The following is a 26,786-nucleotide window of genomic DNA, read 5'->3' as shown; positions in this document are numbered from 1 at the left end:
AGAACGCATCAATGAGTAAGGATAAAAAAAACAACAATAAGAAGCCCTTTAAAGAGTTTAAATTTAAATTCAATTTTTACTGGGTTTATGGTATTTTATTTGCTTTAATTATAGGTTATCAATTTTTTAATAGCTCAGAACTAGCTACTAGCAAATTAACTGAAAATGAATTTAATGAAATATTAAAGGAAAATGACGTTGAAAAAGTTGTTATCGTTAATAACGATGTAGCACAGGTTTTTATTAAAGCTGAAGCTTTACAAAAAGAGAAATACAAAGAGAAAACTAAGAGTCCTTTCTATAATGCGAAAGATCCTTTATATGTTTTTGACTTTGGTGATTTACAAAATTTCGAAAAAGACTTAAGTACTAATAAAGCCGAATATAACTTAAATTTTGACACCAATAATACTACCGAAACAAGTGTTTGGGATGGTATTTTTATGTGGCTTCCTTTTATCTTTATAATCGCCATTTGGATTTTCATAATGAGACGTATGTCAGGATCTGGTGGTGGTGGTGGACCAGGTGGCCAAATATTTAATATTGGAAAATCTAAAGCTAAATTATTTGATCAAGATCAAAAAGTACAAACTTCTTTTAAAGATGTAGCAGGACTTGAAGGTGCAAAAGAAGAAGTTCAAGAAATAGTTGATTTCTTAAAAAACCCAGATAAATACACGAAATTAGGTGGTAAAATTCCAAAAGGAGCACTATTAGTAGGCCCTCCAGGAACAGGTAAAACATTATTGGCGAAAGCCGTGGCAGGTGAGGCCAAAGTTCCTTTCTTTTCATTGTCAGGTTCAGATTTTGTTGAAATGTTTGTGGGTGTAGGAGCTTCGCGTGTAAGAGATTTGTTTAAACAAGCGGCTCAAAAATCTCCTTCAATTATTTTTATTGATGAAATTGATGCCATTGGTAGAGCAAGAGGTAAAAACAACTTTTCAGGTGGAAATGATGAACGTGAAAACACGTTGAATCAATTATTAACTGAAATGGATGGGTTTGGTACAGATGTTAATGTTATTGTATTAGCAGCCACAAACCGTGCTGACGTTTTAGATAAGGCTTTAATGCGTGCAGGTAGATTTGATAGACAAATTTATGTAGACCTACCTGATATGAATGAACGTAAAGAAATTTTTGAAGTTCATATTAGACCTTTAAAAATGTCAAAAGATGTTGATATTGAATTCTTAGCTAAGCAGACGCCTGGTTTCTCTGGTGCTGATATTGCCAACGTTTGTAATGAAGCTGCATTAGTAGCGGCAAGACAAGATAAAAAGGCAGTACATCATCAAGATTTTTTAGATGCCGTTGATAGAATTGTTGGTGGTTTAGAAAAGAAAAACAAAATAATGACCCAAAAAGAAAAGAAAACTATCGCTTTTCATGAAGCAGGTCATGCAACAGTGAGTTGGACATTAGAACATGCTGCTCCCCTTGTAAAAGTTACTATTGTACCAAGAGGTCAATCATTAGGAGCCGCCTGGTATTTACCAGAGGAACGAATGATTGTTCAAACAGAACAAATGTTAGATGAAATGTGTGCAACCTTGGGTGGTAGAGCTGCTGAAAAATTAATTTTCGGTAAAATTTCTACTGGTGCTTTAAGCGATCTTGAAAAAATCACAAAACAGGCAAGGGCAATGATTACCGTTTACGGTTTAAGTGAAAAAATAGGTAACATTACCTATTACGATTCATCAGGACAATCAGATTACAATTTCTCAAAACCTTACAGTGAAGAAACTGCTGTGTTGATTGACCAAGAGATCTCTCACTTGATTGAGACACAATATAAAAGAGCGATACAAATTCTTACTGAACACAAAGAAGAGTTGACTACTTTAGCGGAACTTTTATTAGAAAAAGAAGTGATATTTGGTGATGATTTAGTAAAAATATTAGGTGAAAGACCATTTGCAAAAGAACCATTAGCCGTTAGTAAGGCTAAAAAGGATTTACAAAAAAAAGAAGCTAAAAAAGCAGTAGAAGAAGTTAAAGACGAAAAAGATGTGAACAATGAGGGTGAGATTTCAACAGAATTAGTGTAATCGTTTCTTAAATATATAATTTTGAGAAACTCTCTAAGTAAATGAATCTTTTTAAAAAATTTTTTAGCTCGTCTCACGAAAATGACCAAGATACTGCGATCTCTAAAACAACAGTTTTAGATGTAGCTGGTTTAGATGAAACTTTTGTCCATAATTTTATAGATAAAGGTGGTAAATTTTTATACTGTTCAAATCAGGAAGAGATCAATGAACATTTATCAAATATTCTCAAAGAAAATAATTGGGAAAATGTAGTCTGTTTTGATAATGACTTAAAGAAAATTTTAACTATTGTTGATAGTGATAACACCTCTACCATCAATAAACAATATCCATTTTTTACGTATTGTGAGCACTTACTATCCGATGAAGGAAGTGTTCTATTTTCTTCAAATCAGGTTCATTATCATAAAATTGTTGATTTACCAGATTACTTTATTGTATTTGCAAAAACCAGTCAAATGGTAAAAGATAAAAGCGAAGGGTTGATGGGTATTAGGCAAACGTATGAAAAAAATTTTCCTACAAACATTAGTTCTATAAAAAGTTATGTTCCTGAAAAAGTGGATGATGATTTTTTAAGCTTTGGTAATAATAATGCAAAAAACTTATATTTGCTATTACTAGAAGATTTATAACATGCGAGAAATTGTTGTCAGAGCATTATCAGGCATAATTTACGTTGCTTTAGTTATCGGCAGTATACTTTATGCTAAAGAATCTTTCTACGCCGTTTTTTACATCTTTATGATGTTATGTCTTTATGAATTTAAAAATCTAATACATCTCAGCTATAAATGGACTTTCGTCGTAGCTACCTTAATTTATCTTAATTTTATTGAAACTCCTTCTCTCGTTTCAAAATACTTACACTTTTTACTCATTACCAGTTTATTTGTCCCAGTTATCTACCAACTATTTATATCTAAAATAACATTAACGTCTAGTAAACTCGGACATTACTTTTTAGCATTGGCATATGTAGCGTTGCCTTTTGCAATGCTCATACAAGTTCCTTTTATTGATGGCGAATACCATCCAAAAATTATTTTGAGTGTTTTTGTTTTAATATGGATTAGTGATACTTTTGCATATTTAGTGGGCAGTACTATTGGTAAAACAAAATTGTACAAAAAAGTTTCTCCAAACAAAACTGTTGAAGGTGCCTTAGGTGGATTGGTAGCAGCTTTAATTGGTGGCTATATCATATCATTATACTTAACTAATATTGCTCTAATACATTGGATTATTATTGCTTTTATAGTCTTTGGTTTTGGACTTTTAGGCGACTTAATAGAATCTAAATTTAAAAGAGAAGCAGGCATAAAAGATAGTAGCAATTTTATTCCTGGGCATGGTGGATTTTTAGATCGCCTGGATAGTATTATTTTTGCTGCACCTTTCGTTTACGTATATTTACATATCATCACTTAATAATTATAAAAATGTTTCATAAAGAAGGATATAAAATAATCATGATTTCAATGCTTATTTTTGCAGGTATTATTTTATTGGTTGATAATTTAATTCATGTTGAATGGTTGAGAACATCCATTATGGTTATTTTTTTAATTCTGTTTGTTTTAATATTACAGTTTTTTAGAAACCCTAAAAGACACACTACAGAAAATGACAATCAAATTATTGCCGCTGTAGATGGGAAGGTTGTCGTTATTGAAGAAGTTGAAGAAAACGAATTTTTCAAAGATAAACGTAGACAGATTTCTATATTTATGTCACCTTTAAATGTGCATGTTACAAGATATCCTATTGGTGGTAAAATAATTTACAGTAAATACCACCCTGGTAAGTATTTAGTGGCTTGGCATCCAAAATCATCGACAGATAATGAGAGAACAACTGTAGTTGTTGAAAATAGAACCGTTGGTAAAATTTTGTTTAGACAAATAGCTGGTGCCATGGCAAGACGGATTGTTAATTATGCCAAAGAGAATGATAATGCAATACAGGGTAAAGATTCCGGATTTATCAAATTTGGATCTAGAGTCGATATTTTTGTACCCTTAGATATGGAAATTAATGTATCTATAAATGATAAAGTTAAAGGAGGAGAAACCGTAATAGCAACTTATGTCTAAACTTGATGAAAGATTTATAGCTGCTTTTGATATTGCCTCAGCAATGACACAAAGAATTCCACCAGACACTATGCTAATGTTTTATGCCTATTATAAGCAAGCAACAAAAGGTGGCAATTTTAAGCAACCTACTGAAGGTATTCCTTTAAAAAATGCCTTTAAACTAAATGCATGGTTTCAAATTAAAAATTTAAGTATTGATGAAGCTAAAGAAAAATATATTGAATTAGTTGAAAAAATAACAAATCAAAAAATAAATTAATAATGAATTTAACAAAAAAATTATCCGTAGTAATTTTAGGTGTAGTACTAAGTATAAGTGCTATTTCTTGTAAAAAAGAAGTTAAAGAAGAAACACCTGCTAAATTTTCGATTGAATCTAAAACCATCACTGTAAATTGGACTGGTTATAAAACTACTGATAAAGTCGCGGTACATGGTGTTTTTCAAGAAATTGTACTAGGCAATGTTAAGAATGATACCACAGCTGTGGGTGCCTTAGATGGTACTACTTTTGATATACCAGTAAGCAGTTTATTTTCTAAAGATTCTATTAGAGACTCAAAATTAAAAACCTTGTTTTTTGGGGTAATGGATGCGACTGTATCTTTAACAGGTACTTTAAACTTGAAACAAGACGGTACAGGTAACGTAGATCTAAAAATGAATGGAGTACAGCATAAAGTTCCTGTTACTTATACTTCAAGTGGTCAATTAGTTGAATTAGAGGGTTCTTTGAATTTAGAAGATTTTAAAGCTCAATCTGCTTTAGAATCAATAAGCAAGGCATGTTTTGAATTGCATAAGGGACCTGATGGTGTAAGTAAAACATGGAGTGAAGTAGGAATTAGTGCAGCCATAAATTTGAAAAAAGAGTAAAATATTTTAATACAAAAACGAAAAAAATGCTCTGAGATAATTAATTATCTCAGAGCATTTTTTTTATTCAAAACCTGTTTATCCAACCGGTTTAATAATTTTCCATATTAAAGCCCCTAAAATACCACCAATAATTGGTGCCACAATAAACAGCCACAATTGGGTTAACGCAAGTCCTTGTACAAATAAAGCAGGTCCGATACTACGTGCAGGATTTACTGAAGTTCCTGAAATAGGAATACCAACAATATGTATCATTGTTAACGCTAAACCAATTGCAATACCAGCAAATTTAACATTAGCATCCTTATGTGTAGCACCAAAAATAACTAATAAAAATATAGCTGTTAAAACTACCTCTGCTATAAATGCAGATTGCATGTTGTACCCATTAGGTGATCCTGCACCAAATCCATTTTGTCCTAATCCATTTATGGCAATATCATAATCCGCATGACCGCCAGCAATTAAGAATAATACCCCAGCACCTAAAATAGCACCAATAATCTGGAAAATAATATAACCCCCTGCATCTTTGGCGTTAATTTTTCCTGCGAAAAGCATACCCACTGTAATCGCGGGATTAATATGACATCCCGATACCGGACCAATAGCATATACCATTGCCAAAACAGCAATACCGAAAGCAAAAGCTATTCCTAAAAAACCGACATCTCCGCCGGAAATAACTGCACTACCACAGCCAATAAATACCAGAACAAATGTTCCGAACATTTCTGCTAAATAATTTTTCATATTGTATAAAGTTTAGTTAGTAACCCGATTTTAATAGTACCTATTATTTAAAATCAGGATTATGTTTTGATAAATATACTAAATATTTTCTTGGCTATTAAAATTCATTGAATTTGAGTATCTTTGTAGAAAATAATTTTTATGAAACTTTTACTCCTTACATTAGGGCTGTTAGCCTTGGCTTTTGCTGGAATTGCTATTAAAATTTGGGCTAAAAAAGATGGTAAATTTGCTGGTACATGTGCTAGTCAAAATCCAATATTAAATGAAAATGGTGATTCTTGTGGTTTTTGCGGTAAATCACCTGATCAATTTGACTCTTGTAAAGAACCTCAACATAGCTAATGTTATCCTTTTTATATGTAATTTTTATTTTGAGTGTAGTTGCTCAACTATTCTATTTTTACATATTTAGTAAATTTACTTTTTCAAAACAAGAAGTAACAAACATACAACGATTAAAATTTTCGGTAATTATTTGTGCTCGAAATGAAGCTGATAATTTAAAGCTACATTTAGAAAAAGTACTTACACAGAGATACCTAGATTTTGAGGTAATTGTTGTTAATGATGCTTCTACAGATACTACTTCTGCCCTACTTGAAGAATATCAAACAAGATTTCGTCATCTCAAAATTATTGAAATAAAAGCTAGTGAGGATTATTCTGGCAACAAAAAAAACGCTATTACTAAAGGTGTTGAGGCATCAAAATACGAAAATCTTCTATTTACTGATGCAGATTGCGAGCCTGCATCTACAGATTGGATTTCAGAAATGGCATCTCAATTCAGTAATCGCAAAAAAATCGTTTTGGGATATGGTGCTTATAAAAAAATATCCAATTCTTTTTTGAATAAAATTATCCGTTATGAGACTTTGATAACTGCGGTCCAGTATTTTTCATACACAAAAATGGGGATGCCTTATATGGGAGTAGGTAGAAATTTAGCCTATAAAAAAAGTTTATTTACTGAGGCTAATGGACTAGTAAGTCATGCTAATATAAAATCAGGAGATGATGACCTCTTTATAAATGAAGTGGCCAATCAAGAAAACACAACTATTTGTTTTACAAAACAAAGTTTTACCATTTCAGAACCCAAAACAACCTTTAAGAATTGGTTTCATCAAAAAAGAAGACACATTACTACTGCGAACCACTATAAACCTATTCATAAAATTTTACTGGGTATTTATTATATTTCACAAATCTCCTTTTGGTTATTAACAATAATACTATTGGCTTATGCGTTATTTGGACAAGTGGAAATTTGGAATGTAATTTTACTAATATTATTACGACTACTAATGCAATATATTCTTATAGGAAAAGCTGCCAAGAAACTCAATGAAAAAGATTTGATACCTTGGTTTCCAATACTAGATATATATTTAGTTTTTATTCAATTCGTTCTATTTATTAGAAACTTAAAAGGAAAGCCCAACTCTTGGTAAAAAAGACAGAAAATATTATTGAAAGCATCAACAAAGCAAAGCAGGGAGATGAAACTTCTTATACATTTTTGCTTAATATGTTTTGGAAAGACATTTATCGTTTCATTCTCAACAAAACAAATGACGAAAATGAAGCAGAAGATGTCACCATCAGAACCTTTTCAAAAGCATTTGATAAAATTGATACATTTGATGAAAATTATGAATTCAAAACATGGCTACTTTCCATTGCCAATAATCTGTTTATTGACCAACTACGTAAGAAAAAAACAGAAACCATTTCTATTGACAAAAAAAACTCTGAAGCGTATAAGATAGAAGATGCTGAGCCAACGCCCGATGACCTTTTAATCATAGAGCAAAATTTAGCACAATTACTAGCCTTTATAAAACAGCTAAAACCTCATTATCAAGAAATTATCAACCTACGTTTTTTTCAAGAAATGAGCTATAAAGAAATGGTTATTGAACTTAATGAACCCATGAGTACTATTAAAGTTAAGTTATTACGAGCTAAAAAATTATTGGCCGAAATTATTAACTCCGCAAAGTCATAATACAATCTACACGTATCAATTCTCTAACATCTTAATAGTACCATTTTTAAATTTGCTTTAGTGCGGTATTAATATACGAGTTAGGCTTTCAAAAAAAATCACTATTTTCACAAAAGCAAACTACAATTCTGTGAAATTTCAATGAGATGTTTCGTGCAATTGACAAAATATCAAACCCTTGAGACTATTTTTAAACCATGAATAAAAGTTGGCTAAAAAAACTAGGCCCTGGTTTGCTATTTGCCGGTGCCGCCATAGGCGTTTCTCATTTAGTGCAATCAACACGTGCTGGAGCAGATTTCGGATTTGGACTTATTTGGGCAATATTGCTGGTTAATCTTTTTAAATATCCTTTTTTTCAATATGGCCCACGTTATGCGACTGCAACTGGAGAAAGTTTAATTGATGGCTATAAGAGACTTGGCAAGGGAGTTTTGATTGTATATTATATTCTTACCCTTACAACAATGTTTACCATACAAGCTGCCGTTACCATAGTAACTGCAGGGTTAGCTGCAAATCTATTCGGCATTACCACAGATGTAACCGTATGGAGTATAATCATAACCTTGATTTGTTTAACCACATTGTTAATTGGTAAATACAAACTACTGGACAACCTAATTAAGGTTATTATTGTTATACTCACTGTTAGTACTTTAATAGCCGTTGGTGTTGCCATTTTCAACACCAACAATGCTGTCAGCTTTACTCAAATCATCCCGAAAGGAGCTTTAGAAATTAGTTTTCTAATTACTTTTTTAGGATGGATGCCTGCTCCGCTTGATATTTCCACTTGGCACTCCTTATGGGCACTGGAAAAGCAAAAGGATGGAGTACAATCATATAACACCAAGCAATCCATATTCGACTTTAACATTGGTTATATTGGCACCACAATCTTAGCTTTTTGTTTTTTAGGTTTGGGAGCTTTAGTTATGTACCAATCGGGTAATAAATTTAGCAGTAGTGCCGGTGTTTTCGCACAACAAATAATAGGTTTATATACAGAAACTTTAGGTTCACAAACAGCTGTTTTTATTGGTGTTGCTGCCTTTACAACAATGTTGAGCACAACACTAACGACGCTTGATGCATCGCCACGTGCTATGGAAAGATCATCAGTATTATTATTTAATAATAAAACGAAGCTAACTTATAATTTCTGGATTATTATACTTTCGGCGGGTACCATGATTATCTTATTCTATTTTATTTCTAATATGATCACCTTAGTTAAAATTGCAACCATCTTATCTTTTTTAACAGCTCCATTTTATGCTATTGCTAATTTTATGTTGATTTCTGGTAAACATACTCCAAAAGAATGGCGTCCGTCAATAGGAATGAAAATAGTAAGTTATTTTGGTATTGTATTCCTTATCGGATTTAGTATTTGGTATCTTTTTAATCTATAACGCCAATTTAAATGCTGCTAGAATAATCAATCCCAATTTAGGACCACTAGATTTATACGCCACTAATGATATTGGTAATTGGATTAAAATGCCCTTAACGGAATATTCCAAATATCCTTAAGTTTAAAATTGAATTCGTAACTTTGCATTCAATAAAAATTGAACAAGAGAATATGTCAGAAGAATCTGTAATACTTCCCGTAAAAAAACCAAAATGGTTACGTGTAAAACTACCAACAGGTAAAAAATATACTGAATTAAGAAGTTTGGTTGAAAAATACGATTTACACACCATTTGTACCAGCGGTAGCTGTCCAAATATGGGTGAATGTTGGGGAGAAGGTACAGCTACTTTCATGATTTTAGGTAACGTTTGTACGCGTTCTTGCGGATTCTGCGGTGTTAAAACCGGTAGACCTGATACTGTAGATTGGGAAGAACCTGAAAAAGTAGCTCGTTCAATTAAGTTAATGCAAATAAAACATGCCGTAATTACTTCTGTTGATAGAGATGATTTAAAAGATGGCGGTTCTATAATTTGGGAAGAAACAGTCAATGCTATCCGTAGAGCAAATCCAGAAACTACATTAGAAACTTTGATTCCTGATTTTCAACTTATACATAAAAATTTAGATCGAATTATAGCGGTATCGCCTGAAGTTGTATCTCACAATGTTGAAACCGTAAGACGTTTGACTAGAGAAGTTCGAATTCAAGCAAAATATGATCGGAGTTTGGCGGTATTAAAATATCTAAAAGATAGTGGTATCAAAAGAACAAAATCTGGAATAATGTTAGGTTTGGGCGAAAAAGAAGATGAAGTTATGCAAACTATGGTGGATCTTAAAAATGTAAATGTTGATGTCGTTACTATTGGTCAGTATTTACAACCTAGTAAAATGCATTTACCCGTAAAAGAATTTATTACGCCCGAGCAATTTAAAAAATACGAAGAGTTTGGATTAAAATTAGGGTTTAGACACGTAGAAAGTGGTGCTTTGGTACGCTCTTCTTACAAGGCACAAAAACACATTTTATAAAATTTTAACACTTTTTAACTTTTCAAATACCCAACTCATACAATTTTGGCATGGAACTTGCCGTTATAGATATGTTAGCAACGTAGTTTGCTTTCATTGTATAAATTATTTGAGTTAGTTAAATTTAGAGCGTCCCAGGAGTGGGACGCTTTTTTATTGGAATAAATCGGTTATACATTAAAAGGTCGCGTTTACTCATTTATACTTTTCACTACATCATCTTTACACTATTTTTGAAATTCAATTAAATAGTTTTACCATGAAAATTCTTTCGAGTTTAGTTTTAGTCTTTATGTTATCTATAAATGTTTTTAGCCAAACTAAAACCATACACACCTTTGTTGCTCTTTGCGATAATATTAACCAAGGTATCGTTCCGGTTCCAAAAAGTTTAGGTAATGGACAAGACACCAAAAACAATTTATATTGGGGTGCTGCTTATGGAGTCAAATCTTATTTTAAATATAAAACGAATGATTGGAAATTGATCAGTACGTTAACCTCTGATAATCCCATTATTTTAGAACGTATTTTATTTAAGCATAAAACGAAAGATGTTTATATGCTTGCTGATGCTTATGATGGTGAAAAAATAAAAACATGCATTGAAGATTTTTTAAAAGCATCTAACGGACAAAAACCTATGAGCATAACACATGATACATTGTCTTTAGATTTTGGAGGAAATGCTAACTTAGTATCTTATATAGGACATGATGGCTTAATGGATTTTGATATAAGTATTACATATAAAACAACGGTAACCACTAAGAAAGATGCCATTGTTTTGGCGTGTTATAGTAAAAATTATTTCTCATCAGAATTGAAATCAGCCAAAGTAAATCCCATTTTATGGACTACGCATTTAATGGCACCTGAAGCTTATGTTTTAAAAGCGGCCTTAGATGGGTGGATCCATAATGAAACTGGAAAACAAATAGACGAACGTGCTGCACAGGCTTACCATAAGTATCAAAAATGTGGTATCAAAGGAGCTCGAAATTTATTTACAACAGGTTTTTAGATACTATCGCAACCATATAAACAATCCCAACCAAACCATTGGCAGACTCTCCACAAAAAAGGCACTGTAATATTTATGTTGCTCTTCGGTTGATTTTACTAAAAAAAGTAGCGTTATTACTGCGATAAAGAAATGAATTCTTAATTGCTCTGGGACTACTGTCGTTTTAAAAAACTCTAATCCTAAAAAAAGCATTAAAAATAATAACCCTAACCATTTAGATTTTGGTACCCCTATGGCCTGAGGTAAGGTTTTTAGTTCATCCTTGTCATATGTTATATCTCTAATATCAAAAGGAATAGTAATTGCTGCCACAAACAAAAAACGTTGTACAAATAGTATAATTTCATTGTTCCCAATATGAATTCGATGTTGCACTAAGGGTATGATAACTGTTACTGCTGCCCATGAAATTGCAATTAAAAATAGCTTTACAAATGCAATATACCGCAGTGAAATTTTTTGTTCTTTTATATGAAATGGATTTACATAAAATAATGTGATAATTCCAAAAGGGATAAACCAAAACAATGTTGCGTATCTAAATTTAAAAATTAATAAAAAAGCAACTACAGCACTAAATACCGTAAATAGAATTAAAATTAATTTATTGTTTTTTATAAATTCGTAAAACCAAGGTTGCACTTCTTCTATTCTAAAAATGCGGATTAAATTATACGATGCTATTGTTGAAAAGAAGCAAAAAAGAGGGATTATATCACTAGAATTTCCATAAGATAGTAAGGTGATTTTCACCAAACAAAATACCGCCAATGCCACATGAATGTTACTAAAAATGTAGAAATCAAAAACGCGTTTTAATAAGGGCATTTGGTAAAAAATCTAAAATGTTATGGTTGCTGATAAATTCTATAATTGCATGTCCAAAAATACCTCTTTTTTCGCTACTTTTGATTCTTAATAATTCATATATACGCACATATAAACAATATATTTTTATGCAAACGGATTCTTTTACACTAAGACACCTCGGCCCTCGCGAAAATGACATTCCAGAAATGCTTAACACCATTGGTGTACATAGCTTGGATGAATTGATAGACAATACCATACCTAGCCATATTAAATTAGAAAAATTATTGAATTTACCATCGCCAATGAGCGAGTATGAATTTAGCAGTTATATTCAAAAATTATCTAAAAAAAATAAAGAGTTTAAATCATATATTGGTTTAGGCTATCACCCAACCATTTTACCCGCAGTTATTCAACGAAATATTTTTGAGAATCCAAGTTGGTACACTTCGTATACGCCTTATCAGGCAGAAATTTCTCAAGGTCGTTTAGAAGCTTTGTTAAATTATCAAACGGTTATTGCTGACCTTACGGGAATGGATATGGCAAATTCATCATTATTAGATGAAGGTACGGCCGCAGCTGAAGCGATGATTATGCTGTACAACAATCGTTCAAGAGCCCAAAAGAAAAGTGACGCCTTACAATTTTTCGTTTCTGATGATGTGTTACCTCAAACGGTGTCTATATTAAAAACACGTTCAGAACCTTTAGGTATCGAACTAATTTATGGGCATCATGAAGATGCTGCACTTTCTTCAAATGTTTTTGGTGCTATTGTTCAATATCCTACAAAAAATGGTCAAATTTATGATTATACTGATTTTATTGAAAGTGCCCATCAACAGGATATAAAAGTTATTGTTGCCGCTGATTTATTAAGTTTAGCCATATTAAAATCTCCAGGAGAAATGGGAGCATCTATAACTGTAGGTACTTCGCAACGTTTTGGAATTCCGATGGGTTACGGTGGACCACATGCTGGTTACTTTGCAACCAAAGATACGTATAAAAGATCCATTCCTGGACGAATTATCGGTGTAACCATAGATACCGATGGCAATAGAGCCTTACGAATGGCACTACAAACCAGAGAGCAACACATAAAACGTGAAAAAGCAACTTCAAACATTTGTACTGCTCAGGTATTATTAGCTGTTATGGCAGGTATGTATGCCGTTTACCACGGTGCTGACGGACTTAAATATATAGCCAACAAAGTGCATAGTTTAACCACTATTTTAAATGAAGAAGTCAAAAAATTGGGTTTACAACAAGAGAACTCAACATTTTTTGACACCTTAAAAATAAAAGTAAGTGCTGCCAATGCCGTTAAGAGGCTTGCTGAGGCTTCAGAAATCAACTTTTTATACTTAGACCATACAACTATTGGGATTTCATTAAATGAAACGACCACCATTGCAGATGTAGACAGTATTGTTTCTATTTTAGCTGAAGCAGAAAATGCAAAACATGCAGCTTGTGCGAACTACACCGATATCACTTCAATACCTGATGGTTTAAAAAGAAATACGCCTTTTATGACTTTCGAAGTTTTTGAAAATTACCATTCAGAGACTGAAATGATGCGGTATATAAAAAGGTTAGAGAAAAAAGACATCTCGTTAACGGATTCTATGATTTCTTTAGGTTCTTGTACCATGAAATTGAATGCCGCTTCTGAAATGCTTCCTTTGAGTTCTAGCAGTTGGAATAGTATTCATCCATTTGTGCCTATTGATCAAGCACAAGGATATCAAGAAATGCTGAGAGATTTAGAACATTCTTTAAACATTATTACAGGTTTTGCTGCCACATCGTTGCAACCCAATTCAGGTGCACAAGGTGAATATGCAGGCTTAATGGTAATTAGAGCATACCACGCTTCTCGAGGTGAGTCTCATAGAAACATTTGTTTAATTCCCGCTTCTGCACACGGTACAAATCCTGCTTCTGCAGTAATGGCCGGTATGAAAGTTGTGGTTACCAAAACTTCGGAAGACGGAAATATAGATGTAAACGATTTACGCGAAAAAGCAGCATTACATAAAGATAATCTTGCTGCATTAATGGTGACCTACCCATCAACACATGGTGTTTTTGAAAGTGCTATTAAAGATATTACGAAAACCATTCATGATAATGGCGGACAAGTATATATGGATGGTGCCAATATGAATGCTCAGGTTGGCTTAACCAACCCAGCCACAGTTGGTGCAGATGTTTGTCACTTAAACTTACACAAAACGTTTGCCATACCACATGGTGGTGGTGGACCTGGTGTTGGCCCTATTTGTGTAGCTAAACATTTAGCTCCATTTTTACCGACCAATCCTATTGTTAAAACAGGTGGTCAACATGCCATTACTGGAATTTCTGCTGCTCCATGGGGCTCTGCTTTGGTTGATTTAATTTCTTACGGTTATATTAAAATGTTAGGTGCTGAAGGTTTAACACAAGCCACTAAATATGCCATTTTAAACGCCAATTACTTAAAATCTAAATTAGAAAAACATTTTAAAATATTATATACTGGCGAAAAAGGTTTTGCCGCTCATGAAATGATTGTGGACTTTAGAGAATTTAAAGCCAAAGGCATAGAAGTTACTGATGTTGCGAAGCGATTGATGGATTATGGCTTCCACGCCCCTACCCTTTCCTTTCCTGTTGCGGGTACTTTAATGATTGAACCTACTGAAAGTGAAAGCAAACAAGAATTAGATCGTTTTTGTGAGGCTTTAATTTCAATAAAATCTGAAATTGATAGCTATGAAGAGGGTGTAGATTCTGTTTTAAAAAATGCCCCTCATACACAAGCTATGTTAACGGCTGATGATTGGCAATTTAGCTATAGCCGACAAGCGGCTGCTTTTCCGTTACCATATATTGCTGATGGTAAATTTTGGCCACCAGTTCGCCGAGTTGATGATGCATATGGAGACCGGAATTTAGTATGTTCTTGTAACCCTATTGAGGATTATATGGAGGTGTAGCAATTTAAAATAAATGACATAATGCTGAGATATACCATATAACCGTAATAGTGTTATTAATATGTAAGCATAAAAGGCTTATTAAAAGAATAATAACCTAGATTTAGGTAACACTATTTATTATCATTGGGATATATGGAGTATATATGTAATGGTGCATATATTCCCTCGTTAGCATTAATATGAAAAATGTAGCATTTGACTTAGTTTTAGACGAAAAAACAAAAAAGTTTGACATTGCCATTTCTGAAAAATTCTACTGGATTGGACTTGGTGGATTAGGTATTTTCCTAATTATTAAATGGATTTTTCAATATTACATGGACATAAATATCGAGGATGTGCAATTGGTCAATTATGTCCTTTTCGGGTTTTTAATATGCGTTGGAATCGGAGCAATTTACGGTTGGGTTGACTACAATGGAAATAATCGAATCATCAAAGGGTTTATAACTTTTAGTAAAGACGAAATAACCATAAATAATGCAAGAAGATATGACCTTTCTGAAATTAAAAATCTAAAATTTAATGTTTATGACTTTAAGGGAAAGTCGATTAACTTAATATCTGATGGTGACCCTAACCGAAGTTACGGCGGAGACAACTTCGTAGAATTCCGATATCAAAATAAACAATTTAAATATCAATTTGTTGCGGATTCAGATTCTCATAGAAAATTGTTAATCGAAAAGACTATCCCCGAAATGAAAACAAAAACGGAAATAAAATACTAATGCCAACACCACCTATATGCCATTAATTTTGGCTTATTTACCAGGTTTTGGGCAAGTGCTTTAAAAATATTTTTTCTTCAAACAACTCATGCTCTTAGTAGGTATTGTTTGGGAAAACGCAAGGGCAACGTAAAAAAATATTTTAAAAGCGAAAAGGTCTGTGTTTAATCTACTAACTTTAGTGCTTTAACAAAGAAAATTAACGGTACATAGCCAAACGTTGGCAACAAGCTGAAGAAACATACGAATGAAAAACAAAATACTGATTTTACTATTGAATTTATCATCAATAATTGGCTTTGGACAAAACGAAAATATTCTTTATGTTGTCGATTCAATTCCTGTAACTGAAGAACCAAAAGAGGGATTTGGAACTTTAACCGAAGACATAATTGATAATATTGTAGTTGTTAAAGACAAGAAAATTATTGAATCATTTGGCTATAAAGATTTAGACGGAATTACTTATGTTTTCACCAAAGCTTATGTTCAAAGACCAGATAGCATTAAAGCAATTCCAACAACCAATTTGATGACTAAAAAGAATGGTGGTTGGTATTTAAAAAATAGTTCAACAACATATTCCGGAAAATTTATTGACTATTATCTAATTGGAAAAAAACAAGGCGAAGGAATTTTGTATAACGGAAAACTAAAAGGCAAACGCCTACTTTACCACATAAATGGAAATGTATCAGACGAAATTGAATACGAGAACGGAATTTCTAACGGACTTGAACAAAGATTTTACGAAGATGGAACCTTAATGCAAAAAGGGAATTTTAAGAACGGAAATGAAATAGGAGTTTGGGAAATGTATCATCCAAATGGTCAATTAAAACAGTGGACTACATTTAACGAAAATGGAAAAATGGATGGAGAATCTGTTTCTTATTATTCAACAGGAAATGAAAAAGGGAAAAATATTTATAAAAATGGAATTTATCAAAAAGATAAAATAAACGATAAGCTTTTCAAACTTTACAACGAATCACAAGAATTATACAAACAAGTAAACCATAAAGGAGCAATAAAAAAACTGGATAAAGCTCTAGAATTAGACTCTAATTGGGCAGAAGGATATTTTGCAAGAGGAACTATGAAATTAAATAATTTTCAATTTGAGGAGGCAATTATAGATTTTAACAAAACACTCGAAATTGAGCCTTATTTCACCAATGCATATTCGAATCGAGCTTTTGCAATTTTAAGAAAACACGAACTTGGAAATGGTCGGACTTTGTCAAAATCAAAAGACATCCAAATAATCGCTTCAAAGGAAACTGAAATACCACAATCTGAATTGTCTAAAATTTGTGCAGATTTGAAAAAAGCGGTGTCACTTGGCGATGATAATTGGATGGTTTTAGAATCATTAGAAAAACATTGTAAAGAATAAAGTAAGTTGCCAACATTTCGTATAAAACACATTTATTCAGTGTTTTACCAAAGGTATTCACTCCTTAACTAGGTCCACCAAATTTAAAAATTTGGTTTTTAAACAGATAAGTTAAAACAAAATATATAATTTAGATTCTGTGTATGGCCTAAGGCTAGTGATTATTTACTCGCTACGTTTCATACGCGTTACGTTAGCAAAAATATTAAATGACCCGAAAGATAATATTTACAATTCTATTTTTATTTAGCCTTTCAGGTCTTCAGATTGCTAGTTTTTCCGATTGGTTAATCCTTTCTCTTTTGATTCAAACAATCTGGATTGCGATTACTTCCAATGAAATCCTTGAATTAAATGAACCCAAAAATAGCACCATTAACAAATTCCAAAAGTTCAATAAAATATTGGTTTATCTTTTAATTGCGGACATCATAATTCTATTTTTATCAATGTCTTTTGGATTTAGAATAGTATTTGCTCCTTTATATAAACCAATCTTCTTTATAAGCATTGTTTGTATACTTATTTCACTTTTTGGCAACTATTACGTTATAATTAATTGGCTTAAAAAAAGAACTAAGTCTTTAGGCAAAAGGGGTTTGTTTATTTTATCATCTTTGTTTTATCCAATTGGAATTTTCATGATTACTCCAGAATAAAACGGATTAGTTTGGTATGAAAAACTTTGCTTTATCAACTTATTAGAAACCGTAATTAAAACCAACTTTGCAATCTACATTTTCATCACACTCACTACCCAAATTTGCCATTTGCTTTATTGCCTTTTTATTTATACATTTGAAAGGATGTCGCTAAATAAAAACCCTACTACAACCTATTTAAAGTGCTGTTTGCTTTAGCTTCATAATTCAAGAAAAACATAATTGTAACTGTAGGCAATATAACTGCAATAGGGTTATACATTTGTTGTACACAAGCTAAAAAAATAAAAATGAGGAATTTATTAATTGTAAAATTCAAATAATATTAACAATGATTAGAATAATTTTTTTGATGTTTTTATTTCTAATAACTAAATCAATAAATGCACAAAAAGGCGACACAGTACTTTATTTTAAAAATGGAGATACAATTTCAGGTTATGGAAGATTAAAAGGTGCAGAATTTATTAAATTTAAAAAAGATAAAAAAGGCGGTTACAAAACAATTAGTTTTAACAACCTGAATAAAGCTGACGTAAAAATTAAAGACACCATTATTAGCTATAAACTTTTTCCTATTACTAAGAAAAATGGAAAAGCAAAAACACCTTCAGTTATCGGGCTATTTGAAAGTGGTAGTGTTAATTTGTATGTTAAAGGAGATATTAAACGGATCGCATATTTCACTCAACAACTCGGCGGAACGGGATTGACTTTCGGAGGTACCACAGATTCTATAATACATTATTTTCTTAGAAAAGAAACTGAACCTAAAGCAGTTCATATTGGTTCAAGCTATTTTGGAAATGAACATTTATTGAAAAGCACAGAAAATATATTTTCGGAATGCCCAGATTTACTTGAAAATATTTTAAAAGAAAGTAGTGTTGATACCAGTATCTATGAAATAATTGAAAAATATAACACTAGCTGTAAACAATTAACCAATAATGCTGAAAAATAGCCTCTGTAGAACAATGGCTATAATTAATACGGCTTTTGATGCTTAAACCAAAGTTTAGAGCTTTAAACCAAGTCCGCCAAATCTTTTAATTTGGCAATTAAAAAGAAAAATAATTACAAAATACAAAAGCTTTGGCTTGAGATAAATCGAAGGTCAGAGAATATTAAAAGTCCTACTTTTCTTATACTGGGCGTTATGGCACATTAAAACAAAATCCGTAAATGACAATAAAATTTAGGAAAGAAAAAATATCTATTCAAAATATAGGGAAACAAAGGTTTTGGATTGGCATAGTTTCAGGTTTATTTTCTGCGATTATGATTTCGCTAACATTTAATTATTTTCGAGAATTATTTCGATTTTTAACAACTTTATCTGCTGACTTACTCATTTTAGAAAAACCTGAATTACAGTTTTATAATTACTTCTTTTCATCACTTGCGACAGTTTTAGGTCTTTCTATTACTATTTCTATTTGGATGACAAATAATAATCATAAAAGGAAAAAAGACAAAATTTACAAACAATTATCACGGACGAATATTCTCTTTACTTTTTGGCTTATTTTAATGATGATTGCTCGATTTGGTTCAGTTCTTCCTTTTGTTTTATATGGAACACCTGGTTATGATAATCAATTGAATTTATTTGAAGAATATTGGCTATTATTTGTTTTAATTCCAATTGTAGTTTTTGCTCAAAACTGGTTTATAGTTAGACTAATTTATCGTTCTACAAAATGGATATTCTTTTCATTATTAATTTGTATAGCAATAACCTTTATATTAAAAACTACAACATCAATTAGTCCAGAAATTCTTAATAATGCTTATTACAAAAAATTTGAATCGGATTATAATTACATTGATAATCAAATAAATAAAGCCAAGTCTGAATACGGAATTGAATTTCAAGAAAACACAATAAATACGTTGAAAAAATGGCATACTGAAAGTTCAAGAAAACAAGTAATTGATTTGAAATCAGCATTTTCAAAAGACCATAAAATATCGTTAGATACAATTATTCTTCAAAAAATAGTGATTAAAAACTTTAAGGAAAATGGTAGATATTTTAGAAAAAATTCAATTGATAATTGGAACTATGCTTTACCAAAAGATATTTTAAGACAACTTAAATTTTACGAGAGCAACTCGAATGAATCAAAGGAACTTATAGAAATCTTAAAGGAACAAATTGACCTTATTAACACGCCAGAAATTGACTGGAAAGAATATGACAAGCATAGTGATACTGAAATAAGGAAAAGTTTTGGAATCAAATACAACGTTCCAAAACAAATAATTGAACAGTTACAAAAAGTAAGAGATAGTGTAATGAACGACAAGAAATATGACGAATTTTCAAAAGATTTACCTGAATTAAAATATAGAGATGAATAACAATAACGTGCCACAACAAAGTACTGTAGTAAAAAACAAGTAAAAACTCATTAATTTTTCACTAAAGTACTTCTATAGGCTTCATCATACGGTAATCTAGATGTTGCTATTGCAAAACTTTGCTTTCTTAACTTATTTGAAACCGCAATTAAAACCAACTTTACAAACTACATTTTTATCACAATACATGTTGAATTGATAAAAACAAATTAATATATTTACTTATAGAGCATAATAGTAAAATAAATGAAAACCAAATTGAAAATATTTTTTTATTCAGTAATTGCCCTCTTATTTAGTCAATGTAAAAATGAGATGAAGCATGAGGTAGCTAGACCTAATATTTTATTTATCCTAGTTGATGATCAACGTAATGATGTTATGTCCATTGCCGGTCATCCTATTGTAAAAACACCAACAATTGATAACCTTGCCAAGAATGGAATTCGTTTTACAAATGCATTTGTTACCTCTGCTATTTGTGCAGCGAGTCGAGCTACTATTTTTACCGGATTATATGAATACAAGCACGTGTATACTTTTGGAAAAAAACCACTTAAAAAAGTATTTGTCGCTAATTCATATCCCTTGTTACTTAAAAAATCAGGATATACAACTGGTTTTACAGGGAAATTTGGAGTAAATATTGAAATGAAAGATAGCTTGATTTCTGAAATGTTTGACTTTTTTAAGCCTTCAGGTAAAAACGCACCTTTTTTTAAAAAACTTGCTGATGGCACCTTACGGCATTCTGCTGAAATTCGCGGAGATGATGCTGTTGAATTTATTAATAATCAGAATTCTGAAAATCCTTTTTGTCTTTCTATAAGCTTTAATGCAGTGCATGCTGTAGATGCCAATTTATCTCCTGGAAATAAAGGACATTATCCGTATCCTCAGTCCGTTGCTAACATGTATGAAAATGTAGTAATTCCAGAGCCACTATTGAATGATCCTAAGATATATGAAAACCATCCCGATTTTTTAAAAAATTCATTAAATAGAGAACGGTATTTTTGGAGGTGGAACACTGAAGAGAAATACCAAACAAACATGAAAGCGTACTACCGTATGATTAGTGGATATGATAACGTTATGAAAAGAGTAATTGCATCGCTAAAAGCAAAAGGCTTAGATAAAAATACTATAATTATTTATTCTTCAGATAATGGTTATTATATGGGCAATAGAGGTTTTGCCGGTAAATGGTCTCATTATGATGAATCTCTAAGAGTGCCTTTAATCATTTATGATCCTCGAATGCCTTCTGAAAATGTTGGACAAACAACAGATAAAACAGCTCTTAATATTGACATTACGGCAACTATTCTTGACATAGCAGGTGTTACTGTACCTCAATCATATCAAGGAAATAGCCTACTCCCTATTTTAAACAATGAAGACATTACCAATTGGCGAGATGATTTTTTAATTGAGCACAGAATGGAAAATGAAAAAATTCCTAAATATGTTGGAGTCCATGAAAAACGATATGTCTATGCCAATTATTATGAACAAAATCCGCAATATGAGTATTTGCATGATTTACAAAAAGACCCAAACCAACTTATAAATTTAAAAAACGACCCTAATTATACTGAAGTTTTACATCGGATGAGAAAAAAATCTCAAGAATTAGTAAAAAAGTAGTAACCTGCCTATTCCTAAGTGGAAAATGGCGTTGGAATGAATCTAAGAATGTAGAACAAATGCGTTCATTATTTCTAAAATGTAGATCTAAGCAACGTGTATATTTACGCGAGCTTCTTATATTAGCCCAATCATTGATTAAAACTATTTTTGAAACAATCTAAGTTCATACTTCCAATAATTGTAATTTCTCAGTTCTGCTGTACATCGCTTTGGTTTGCCGGTAACGGGGTAATGAGCGATCTAATAGTGAATTTCAACCTTGAAGCTAGTGCTTTGGGTCACTTAACGTCAGCCGTACAATTCGGATTTATTTTGGGTACGCTGGTCTTTGCCATTTTCACTATTGCAGATCGGTTTTCTCCCTCTAAAGTATTTTTCACCTGTGCATTTCTCGGCTCCTTATTTAATGCTGGGGTCATATGGGATGGAAACAGTCTAACTAGTATACTTTCACTTCGTTTTGTTACCGGTTTTTTTCTAGCCGGTATATATCCGGTTGGAATGAAAATAGCCACAGATTATTATGAAAAAGGATTGGGAAAGTCTCTTAGTTTTTTAGTCGGTGCCTTAGTCCTTGGCACTGCATTTCCACATTTAGCAAAGGAAATGACAGGTACATTTCCTTGGAAATCTGTTATTCTATTAACTTCATTTCTTGCTGTAATTGGTGGTTTATTAATGTTGATACTGGTTCCTGATGGTCCTTACCGCAAAGCTGCAAATAAAATGGACCTTTCCGCATGTTTTGATGTATTTCAAAATCGAAAATTTCGTTCGGTATCCTTTGGTTATTTTGGTCACATGTGGGAGCTGTATGCCTTTTGGACTTTTATACCTATTATACTAAAAACCTATACCATTCAACATCCAGAAGTAGAATTCAACATTCCGTTATTGTCATTCTCCATTATTGCGATAGGCGGCTTAGCTTGTGTGATTGGTGGATATCTAGTGGAAATAGCAGGAACTAAACGAATAGCCAGCCTATCATTAATTTTATCATGTGCTTGCTGTCTGGTTACACCCTTACTTTTTATGTCAGCATCAGAAAGTTTGTTTATTGCTTTTCTTCTTTTTTGGGGAATGGTTGTAATTGCAGACTCTCCACTTTTCTCAACACTTGTGGCTCAAAATGTATCCGCTGAAATAAAAGGTACCGCTCTAACTATTGTAAATAGTATTGGTTTTTCAATTACAATAATGAGTATACAACTTCTGAATTTTTTACAAGATTTAATGAATCCAACGTATATTTATACCTTGTTAGCTATTGGACCTATTTTAGGGTTGATCGCATTATACGAAAAGAAAAACACCACTGAACCGAGCGAAGCTTAATCTGCAATAAAACACAGATGGGCACAACGTTCTGCACAATTAAAAAAATATAATTAATGGTAATAAAAATTATTGAAATGTCTAGTATTATAATTATGCTTTTCGTTGTACTTGGGGTGCATGAATTGGGCCATTTAATTACAGGGTTAATTCAAGGATTCAGATTTGAACTTTTTGTAGTTGGCCCTTTAGGAATTAAAAGAGAGAACAATAGAATTAAAGTTTATCTTAATAAAAACATTGCTCATTACGGAGGGCTTGCAGCTACCATACCTAGAAATGACAACCCAAAAAATAGTAAAATACTTGCAAACATCTGTCTAGCAGGCCCAATTGCTTCAATTATACTTGCAGTAATTTTAGGTGCCTTATACTTCTCTTTAAATTTTCAATTCTCAAAAATTATATTAATTGGAGCACTTGCCTCTATAGGAATATTTTTAGTTACTACAATACCAAGTAAAACAGGTCTCTTTTTTACCGATAGAAAACGTTATCAACGTTTAACTTCTGAAGGACCTGAAAGAGATGTGGAATTAGCAGTTTTACGCATTTTAGGAAATTATGCAAAAGATGATTCTTATATGAATGTAAACCCGAATGATATTGAAACCATTATAGCCGATGAACACTATAAATTTTTTGGCCTTTTCTCTAAGTTAACTTATCAATTTGAAACCAATGGACATTTTGATTTAGAAACACAAAATGAATTTGATGAAATCTCTAAAACAATGCCAAAATCTTTAGTAAAGACCACAAACATACATTTGAAAAAAATAACTAAGCAAAGCAGTGTGCAAAATTAAATACTAATTTATGCCTGTTAAGAACACCGTAACAATGCCACTCACGGACTTTGTTTTCGGTATCTATTTGAGAACTATAATTATTCTAGTAGCGTTAGCTCACATACAAAATTAACAAAATGAATACAAAAAATTTAAAATCACCATTGCAACTATTTTTAATGGTTGGCCTGGTTCTATTACTGAATAGTTGTGTTAACGCTACTAAAAAGTCTGTAGATAAAGATACCAAAACAACTACTTACCCAAGTGATGTTATTCCGTTTATGAACAAATGGAGTATTCTATTAGGTGATGGCACACGATCTGAAAAATTAACAAATTATGAGCATAAAAATTTCTTTTATGTTTCAAACGATGGCACGACGGATTGGGTAGTCTATAAAACACCAAATTCGGGTGTCACCTCAAGAACTTCAAGTAATACAAGAACAGAATTAGGTCAATTACAACATTGGATACCCGAAACAGGCGGTAAATTAACAGGTAGTTTAAAAGTGATGCACGTTTCAACCACTGGTGATGCGAGAGTTCCCTCTTCATACGCGGTAGTAGTTGGACAGATTCATAGTGACGAAGGTCACGAAAATGAACCTTTAAAAATTTATTATAAAAAATTCCCTGGTCACACCAAAGGATCCGTTTTTTGGAACTATGAAATTAACACAGAAGGTGACAATTCAAAAAGATGGGATTATTCAACCGCTGTTTGGGGAGATGATATGTCCGTTATTGGATCAGATTTCACATCATACCCTGATGAGCCCAAAAATGGTATTCAATTAGGTGAGGAATTTAGCTATGAAATAAACGTCCACAACGGTATAATGTATCTCACTTTTACGAGTGAAGGACATGAGACTGTAAAATTCACAAAAAACTTGTTGAAATCAGAATTCGCTGTATATTCAGATATCCCTCAACAAGTATTGACATTATATGGTTCAAGAGGTCGTGATGGCACGGAACGTAAAAATGCTTATGCTGGTGAAATGCAGTATTTTAAACAAGGAGCTTACAATCAGGCTAACGGGAAGAGTACCAAATCAGAAACCTATAACGGTGATATAGAAAAACAATATGCAAATGGAAGCTATACAGAAGTGTGGTTTAGAGACGGAACTTTGGGTTCTGGAAAAGCACCAAATTAAAAGTAATTTTCGCAAAATATCTGATCGTGTAAAATAGAGACACAAAAGCTGAAGAGAAGAAATGAATAAAAGTGCCGGAAATGCACATTATCAGAAATCTCCAGTTTAAATTGATAGATTGTTATGGTTCAAAAAATATTAAATTCGATGTATAAATAAACGACAAATTGAAACTTTTAATTAATTAAACACAGCTCATTCGTTATCATGCTAAAAGACATTAATCCGAAATTACCGATGCGTGACAAAAATGTGACGCGAGATTTCTATACCCATAAGTTGGGATTTAAAATTGTTGGCACTGCTGACTTTGAGGAATATCTAATGCTAGAAAAAGATCAAATTCAAATTCATTTCTTTCTATTTAAAGAACTTAATCCTAAAGAAAATTATGGTCAAGTTTACATTAGAACAGATGATATTGACCGCTTATACCACTCAATATTAGATTCTAAAACGACTATTCACCCTAATGGACCCTTAGAAATTAAACCTTGGGGACAAAAAGAGTTTTCCGTACTCGACCATGATCATAATTTATTGACTTTTGGGCAAAATATAGAATTATAAAAGTAGACTCCAGTTACATGTCATTTATTACTAGTTTTAATGATACTATAAATACCAAAAAGATTCCTTATTCGATAAGTAATTGTTAAATTCGTTCCTTAAAACATAGTGCAATCCTTACTCCCCTTATAACTTCAATTAATAGTTTAGAAACTAAAAGTCTACACCATGAAAAAAATACTTACCATTACCTGTCTTACACTACTACTAATCTCCTGTAATAAAGGTACTACCACACAAAAAGAAATTGAACGCACATCTCATAATGATAAAACCATAATGGCTATTTTTGCTCATTCAGATGATGAAAGTACCATCTCCCCCATCCTCTCGAAATATGCTAAAGAAGGTGTAAACATTTATTTAGTATTGGCAACTGACGGGTCTAATGGAATATCGCCACACGCTAATATCCCTGCTGGAGATTCACTTGCTAAAGTGCGTGCTCAAGAAGCGTTATGCACTACAAAAACCTTAGGTATAAACCCTCCCATTTTATTGAATTATACGGATGGTGAATTAGCTCAAATGGAAAATCTTTTTTCACTTGATGATAAAATTGATAGTCTATTTACAAAATACAAACCAGATGTTGTTATGAGTTTTGGACCGGGCGGTTATTATGGGCATCCAGATCATCGTATTGTCAGCAATATTGTCACGGAAGTTTTTCAGAAAAATCAATCGAAATCTACAAAACAACTACTTTATGTAGGTGTTTTAAAAGAAGACTTAGAGGTGGCTCCAAAATTAAAAACGAATATGGCAAGTTGGTTTAAAGAAAGTCTTAAAACTACAGATAAGAAATTCTTAACCTATAGAATACCTTATTCAGAAGATGATTATAAGGTAGGAAGAGAGGCATTAGGTTGCTGTAAATCTCAATATACTACGGAAGTTATGGATGAATTGTTTACCTTAATAGGCCAAAAAGAACGCATACTCTATTTCCGTCCATGGAATGGTTCAGACAACATAAAGCATGATGTTTTTGAATACTAAATAAA

Annotated in this window: 26 protein-coding genes; 24 read left to right on the top strand and 2 right to left on the bottom strand. The window is 32.1% G+C overall.

Going from position 1 to position 26,786, the window contains the following annotated elements:
* Positions 1-11: 11 nt before the first annotated feature.
* Genes ftsH through JBL43_RS19045 form a run of 6 tightly spaced genes read left to right on the top strand, consistent with a single transcriptional unit; the run spans position 12 to position 5,035 of the window.
* Positions 12-2,057 (top strand): ATP-dependent zinc metalloprotease FtsH, encoded by a 2,046-nt coding sequence (gene ftsH, locus JBL43_RS19070; RefSeq protein ID WP_198842960.1) that lies wholly within the window; start codon positions 12-14, stop codon positions 2,055-2,057.
* A gap of 41 nt (positions 2,058-2,098) precedes the next feature.
* Entirely contained in the window at positions 2,099-2,695 is a 597-nt protein-coding gene (locus tag JBL43_RS19065) for a hypothetical protein (protein ID WP_198842959.1), read from the top strand.
* 1 nt (position 2,696) lies between these two features.
* Positions 2,697-3,491 (top strand): phosphatidate cytidylyltransferase, encoded by a 795-nt coding sequence (locus JBL43_RS19060; protein ID WP_198842958.1) that lies wholly within the window; start codon positions 2,697-2,699, stop codon positions 3,489-3,491.
* Between the two features lie 11 nt (positions 3,492-3,502).
* On the top strand, positions 3,503-4,156 hold the full coding sequence (locus tag JBL43_RS19055) for a phosphatidylserine decarboxylase family protein (RefSeq protein WP_198842957.1): 654 nt from the start codon (positions 3,503-3,505) through the stop codon (positions 4,154-4,156).
* The gene (locus JBL43_RS19050) at positions 4,149-4,418 is read left to right on the top strand and encodes an acyl-CoA-binding protein (RefSeq protein WP_198842956.1); all 270 of its coding nucleotides are present in this window, start codon (positions 4,149-4,151) and stop codon (positions 4,416-4,418) included. The genes JBL43_RS19055 and JBL43_RS19050 overlap by 8 nt, the downstream gene beginning before the upstream one ends.
* A gap of 2 nt (positions 4,419-4,420) precedes the next feature.
* Complete coding sequence (locus JBL43_RS19045) at positions 4,421-5,035, top strand: YceI family protein (RefSeq protein WP_198842955.1); 615 nt, start codon at positions 4,421-4,423, stop codon at positions 5,033-5,035.
* A gap of 78 nt (positions 5,036-5,113) precedes the next feature.
* On the opposite strand, the gene aqpZ is transcribed toward JBL43_RS19045, so the two are convergent.
* Positions 5,114-5,791, bottom strand: a complete 678-nt coding sequence (aqpZ, locus tag JBL43_RS19040) for an aquaporin Z (RefSeq protein WP_198842954.1) — start codon at positions 5,789-5,791, stop codon at positions 5,114-5,116.
* Between the two features lie 141 nt (positions 5,792-5,932).
* Here aqpZ and JBL43_RS19035 point away from each other — a divergent pair, with 141 nt between their 5' ends.
* From JBL43_RS19035 to JBL43_RS19010, 6 genes are all read left to right on the top strand, one after another.
* A complete protein-coding gene (locus tag JBL43_RS19035) occupies positions 5,933-6,136 on the top strand; it encodes a membrane or secreted protein (RefSeq protein WP_198842953.1) in 204 nt (67 codons plus the stop codon).
* On the top strand, positions 6,136-7,248 hold the full coding sequence (locus JBL43_RS19030) for a glycosyltransferase (RefSeq protein WP_198842952.1): 1,113 nt from the start codon (positions 6,136-6,138) through the stop codon (positions 7,246-7,248). The genes JBL43_RS19035 and JBL43_RS19030 overlap by 1 nt, the downstream gene beginning before the upstream one ends.
* Positions 7,242-7,805, top strand: a complete 564-nt coding sequence (locus tag JBL43_RS19025; protein ID WP_198842951.1) for an RNA polymerase sigma factor — start codon at positions 7,242-7,244, stop codon at positions 7,803-7,805. The genes JBL43_RS19030 and JBL43_RS19025 overlap by 7 nt, the downstream gene beginning before the upstream one ends.
* 197 nt (positions 7,806-8,002) lie before the next feature.
* Positions 8,003-9,223, top strand: coding sequence for an Nramp family divalent metal transporter (locus tag JBL43_RS19020; RefSeq protein WP_198842950.1), 1,221 nt, complete (start codon positions 8,003-8,005; stop codon positions 9,221-9,223).
* 173 nt (positions 9,224-9,396) lie between these two features.
* A complete protein-coding gene (lipA, locus tag JBL43_RS19015) occupies positions 9,397-10,263 on the top strand; it encodes a lipoyl synthase (protein WP_198842972.1) in 867 nt (288 codons plus the stop codon).
* Between the two features lie 259 nt (positions 10,264-10,522).
* Complete coding sequence (locus JBL43_RS19010; protein ID WP_198842949.1) at positions 10,523-11,287, top strand: hypothetical protein; 765 nt, start codon at positions 10,523-10,525, stop codon at positions 11,285-11,287.
* Between the two features lie 3 nt (positions 11,288-11,290).
* On the opposite strand, the gene JBL43_RS19005 is transcribed toward JBL43_RS19010, so the two are convergent.
* A complete protein-coding gene (locus JBL43_RS19005) occupies positions 11,291-12,118 on the bottom strand; it encodes a UbiA prenyltransferase family protein (protein ID WP_198842948.1) in 828 nt (275 codons plus the stop codon).
* Positions 12,119-12,246: 128 nt separating this feature from the next.
* Between JBL43_RS19005 and gcvP the strand changes: the two genes are divergently transcribed.
* From gcvP to JBL43_RS18945, 12 genes are all read left to right on the top strand, one after another.
* Positions 12,247-15,096, top strand: a complete 2,850-nt coding sequence (gene gcvP / locus JBL43_RS19000; protein ID WP_198842947.1) for an aminomethyl-transferring glycine dehydrogenase — start codon at positions 12,247-12,249, stop codon at positions 15,094-15,096.
* A 182-nt stretch (positions 15,097-15,278) separates the two neighbouring features.
* Positions 15,279-15,830: a hypothetical protein gene (locus tag JBL43_RS18995; protein ID WP_198842946.1), complete on the top strand. Its 552-nt coding sequence runs from the start codon at positions 15,279-15,281 to the stop codon at positions 15,828-15,830.
* Between the two features lie 247 nt (positions 15,831-16,077).
* A complete protein-coding gene (locus JBL43_RS18990; protein WP_198842945.1) occupies positions 16,078-17,229 on the top strand; it encodes a hypothetical protein in 1,152 nt (383 codons plus the stop codon).
* 209 nt (positions 17,230-17,438) lie between these two features.
* Entirely contained in the window at positions 17,439-17,888 is a 450-nt protein-coding gene (locus JBL43_RS18985) for a hypothetical protein (RefSeq protein ID WP_198842944.1), read from the top strand.
* Between the two features lie 334 nt (positions 17,889-18,222).
* A complete protein-coding gene (locus JBL43_RS18980) occupies positions 18,223-18,855 on the top strand; it encodes a hypothetical protein (RefSeq protein ID WP_198842943.1) in 633 nt (210 codons plus the stop codon).
* A 221-nt stretch (positions 18,856-19,076) separates the two neighbouring features.
* Entirely contained in the window at positions 19,077-20,258 is a 1,182-nt protein-coding gene (locus JBL43_RS18975; protein ID WP_198842942.1) for an MFS transporter, read from the top strand.
* 315 nt (positions 20,259-20,573) lie between these two features.
* The gene (locus JBL43_RS18970) at positions 20,574-21,908 is read left to right on the top strand and encodes a sulfatase family protein (protein ID WP_233098836.1); all 1,335 of its coding nucleotides are present in this window, start codon (positions 20,574-20,576) and stop codon (positions 21,906-21,908) included.
* A gap of 150 nt (positions 21,909-22,058) precedes the next feature.
* The gene (locus JBL43_RS18965; RefSeq protein ID WP_198842940.1) at positions 22,059-23,249 is read left to right on the top strand and encodes an MFS transporter; all 1,191 of its coding nucleotides are present in this window, start codon (positions 22,059-22,061) and stop codon (positions 23,247-23,249) included.
* 56 nt (positions 23,250-23,305) lie between these two features.
* Complete coding sequence (locus JBL43_RS18960) at positions 23,306-24,058, top strand: M50 family metallopeptidase (RefSeq protein ID WP_198842939.1); 753 nt, start codon at positions 23,306-23,308, stop codon at positions 24,056-24,058.
* 119 nt (positions 24,059-24,177) lie between these two features.
* Entirely contained in the window at positions 24,178-25,209 is a 1,032-nt protein-coding gene (locus JBL43_RS18955) for a polysaccharide lyase family 7 protein (protein WP_198842938.1), read from the top strand.
* Positions 25,210-25,416: 207 nt separating this feature from the next.
* A complete protein-coding gene (locus tag JBL43_RS18950; RefSeq protein WP_198842937.1) occupies positions 25,417-25,779 on the top strand; it encodes a bleomycin resistance protein in 363 nt (120 codons plus the stop codon).
* A 168-nt stretch (positions 25,780-25,947) separates the two neighbouring features.
* A complete protein-coding gene (locus JBL43_RS18945; RefSeq protein WP_198842936.1) occupies positions 25,948-26,781 on the top strand; it encodes a PIG-L family deacetylase in 834 nt (277 codons plus the stop codon).
* Positions 26,782-26,786: the final 5 nt, after the last annotated feature.

Origin of the sequence: Aureibaculum flavum (assembly GCF_016406085.1) — a bacterium.
Taxonomy (GTDB): Bacteria; Bacteroidota; Bacteroidia; order Flavobacteriales; family Flavobacteriaceae; genus Aureibaculum; species Aureibaculum flavum.
This window is presented reverse-complemented; position numbering and strand designations above follow the sequence as displayed.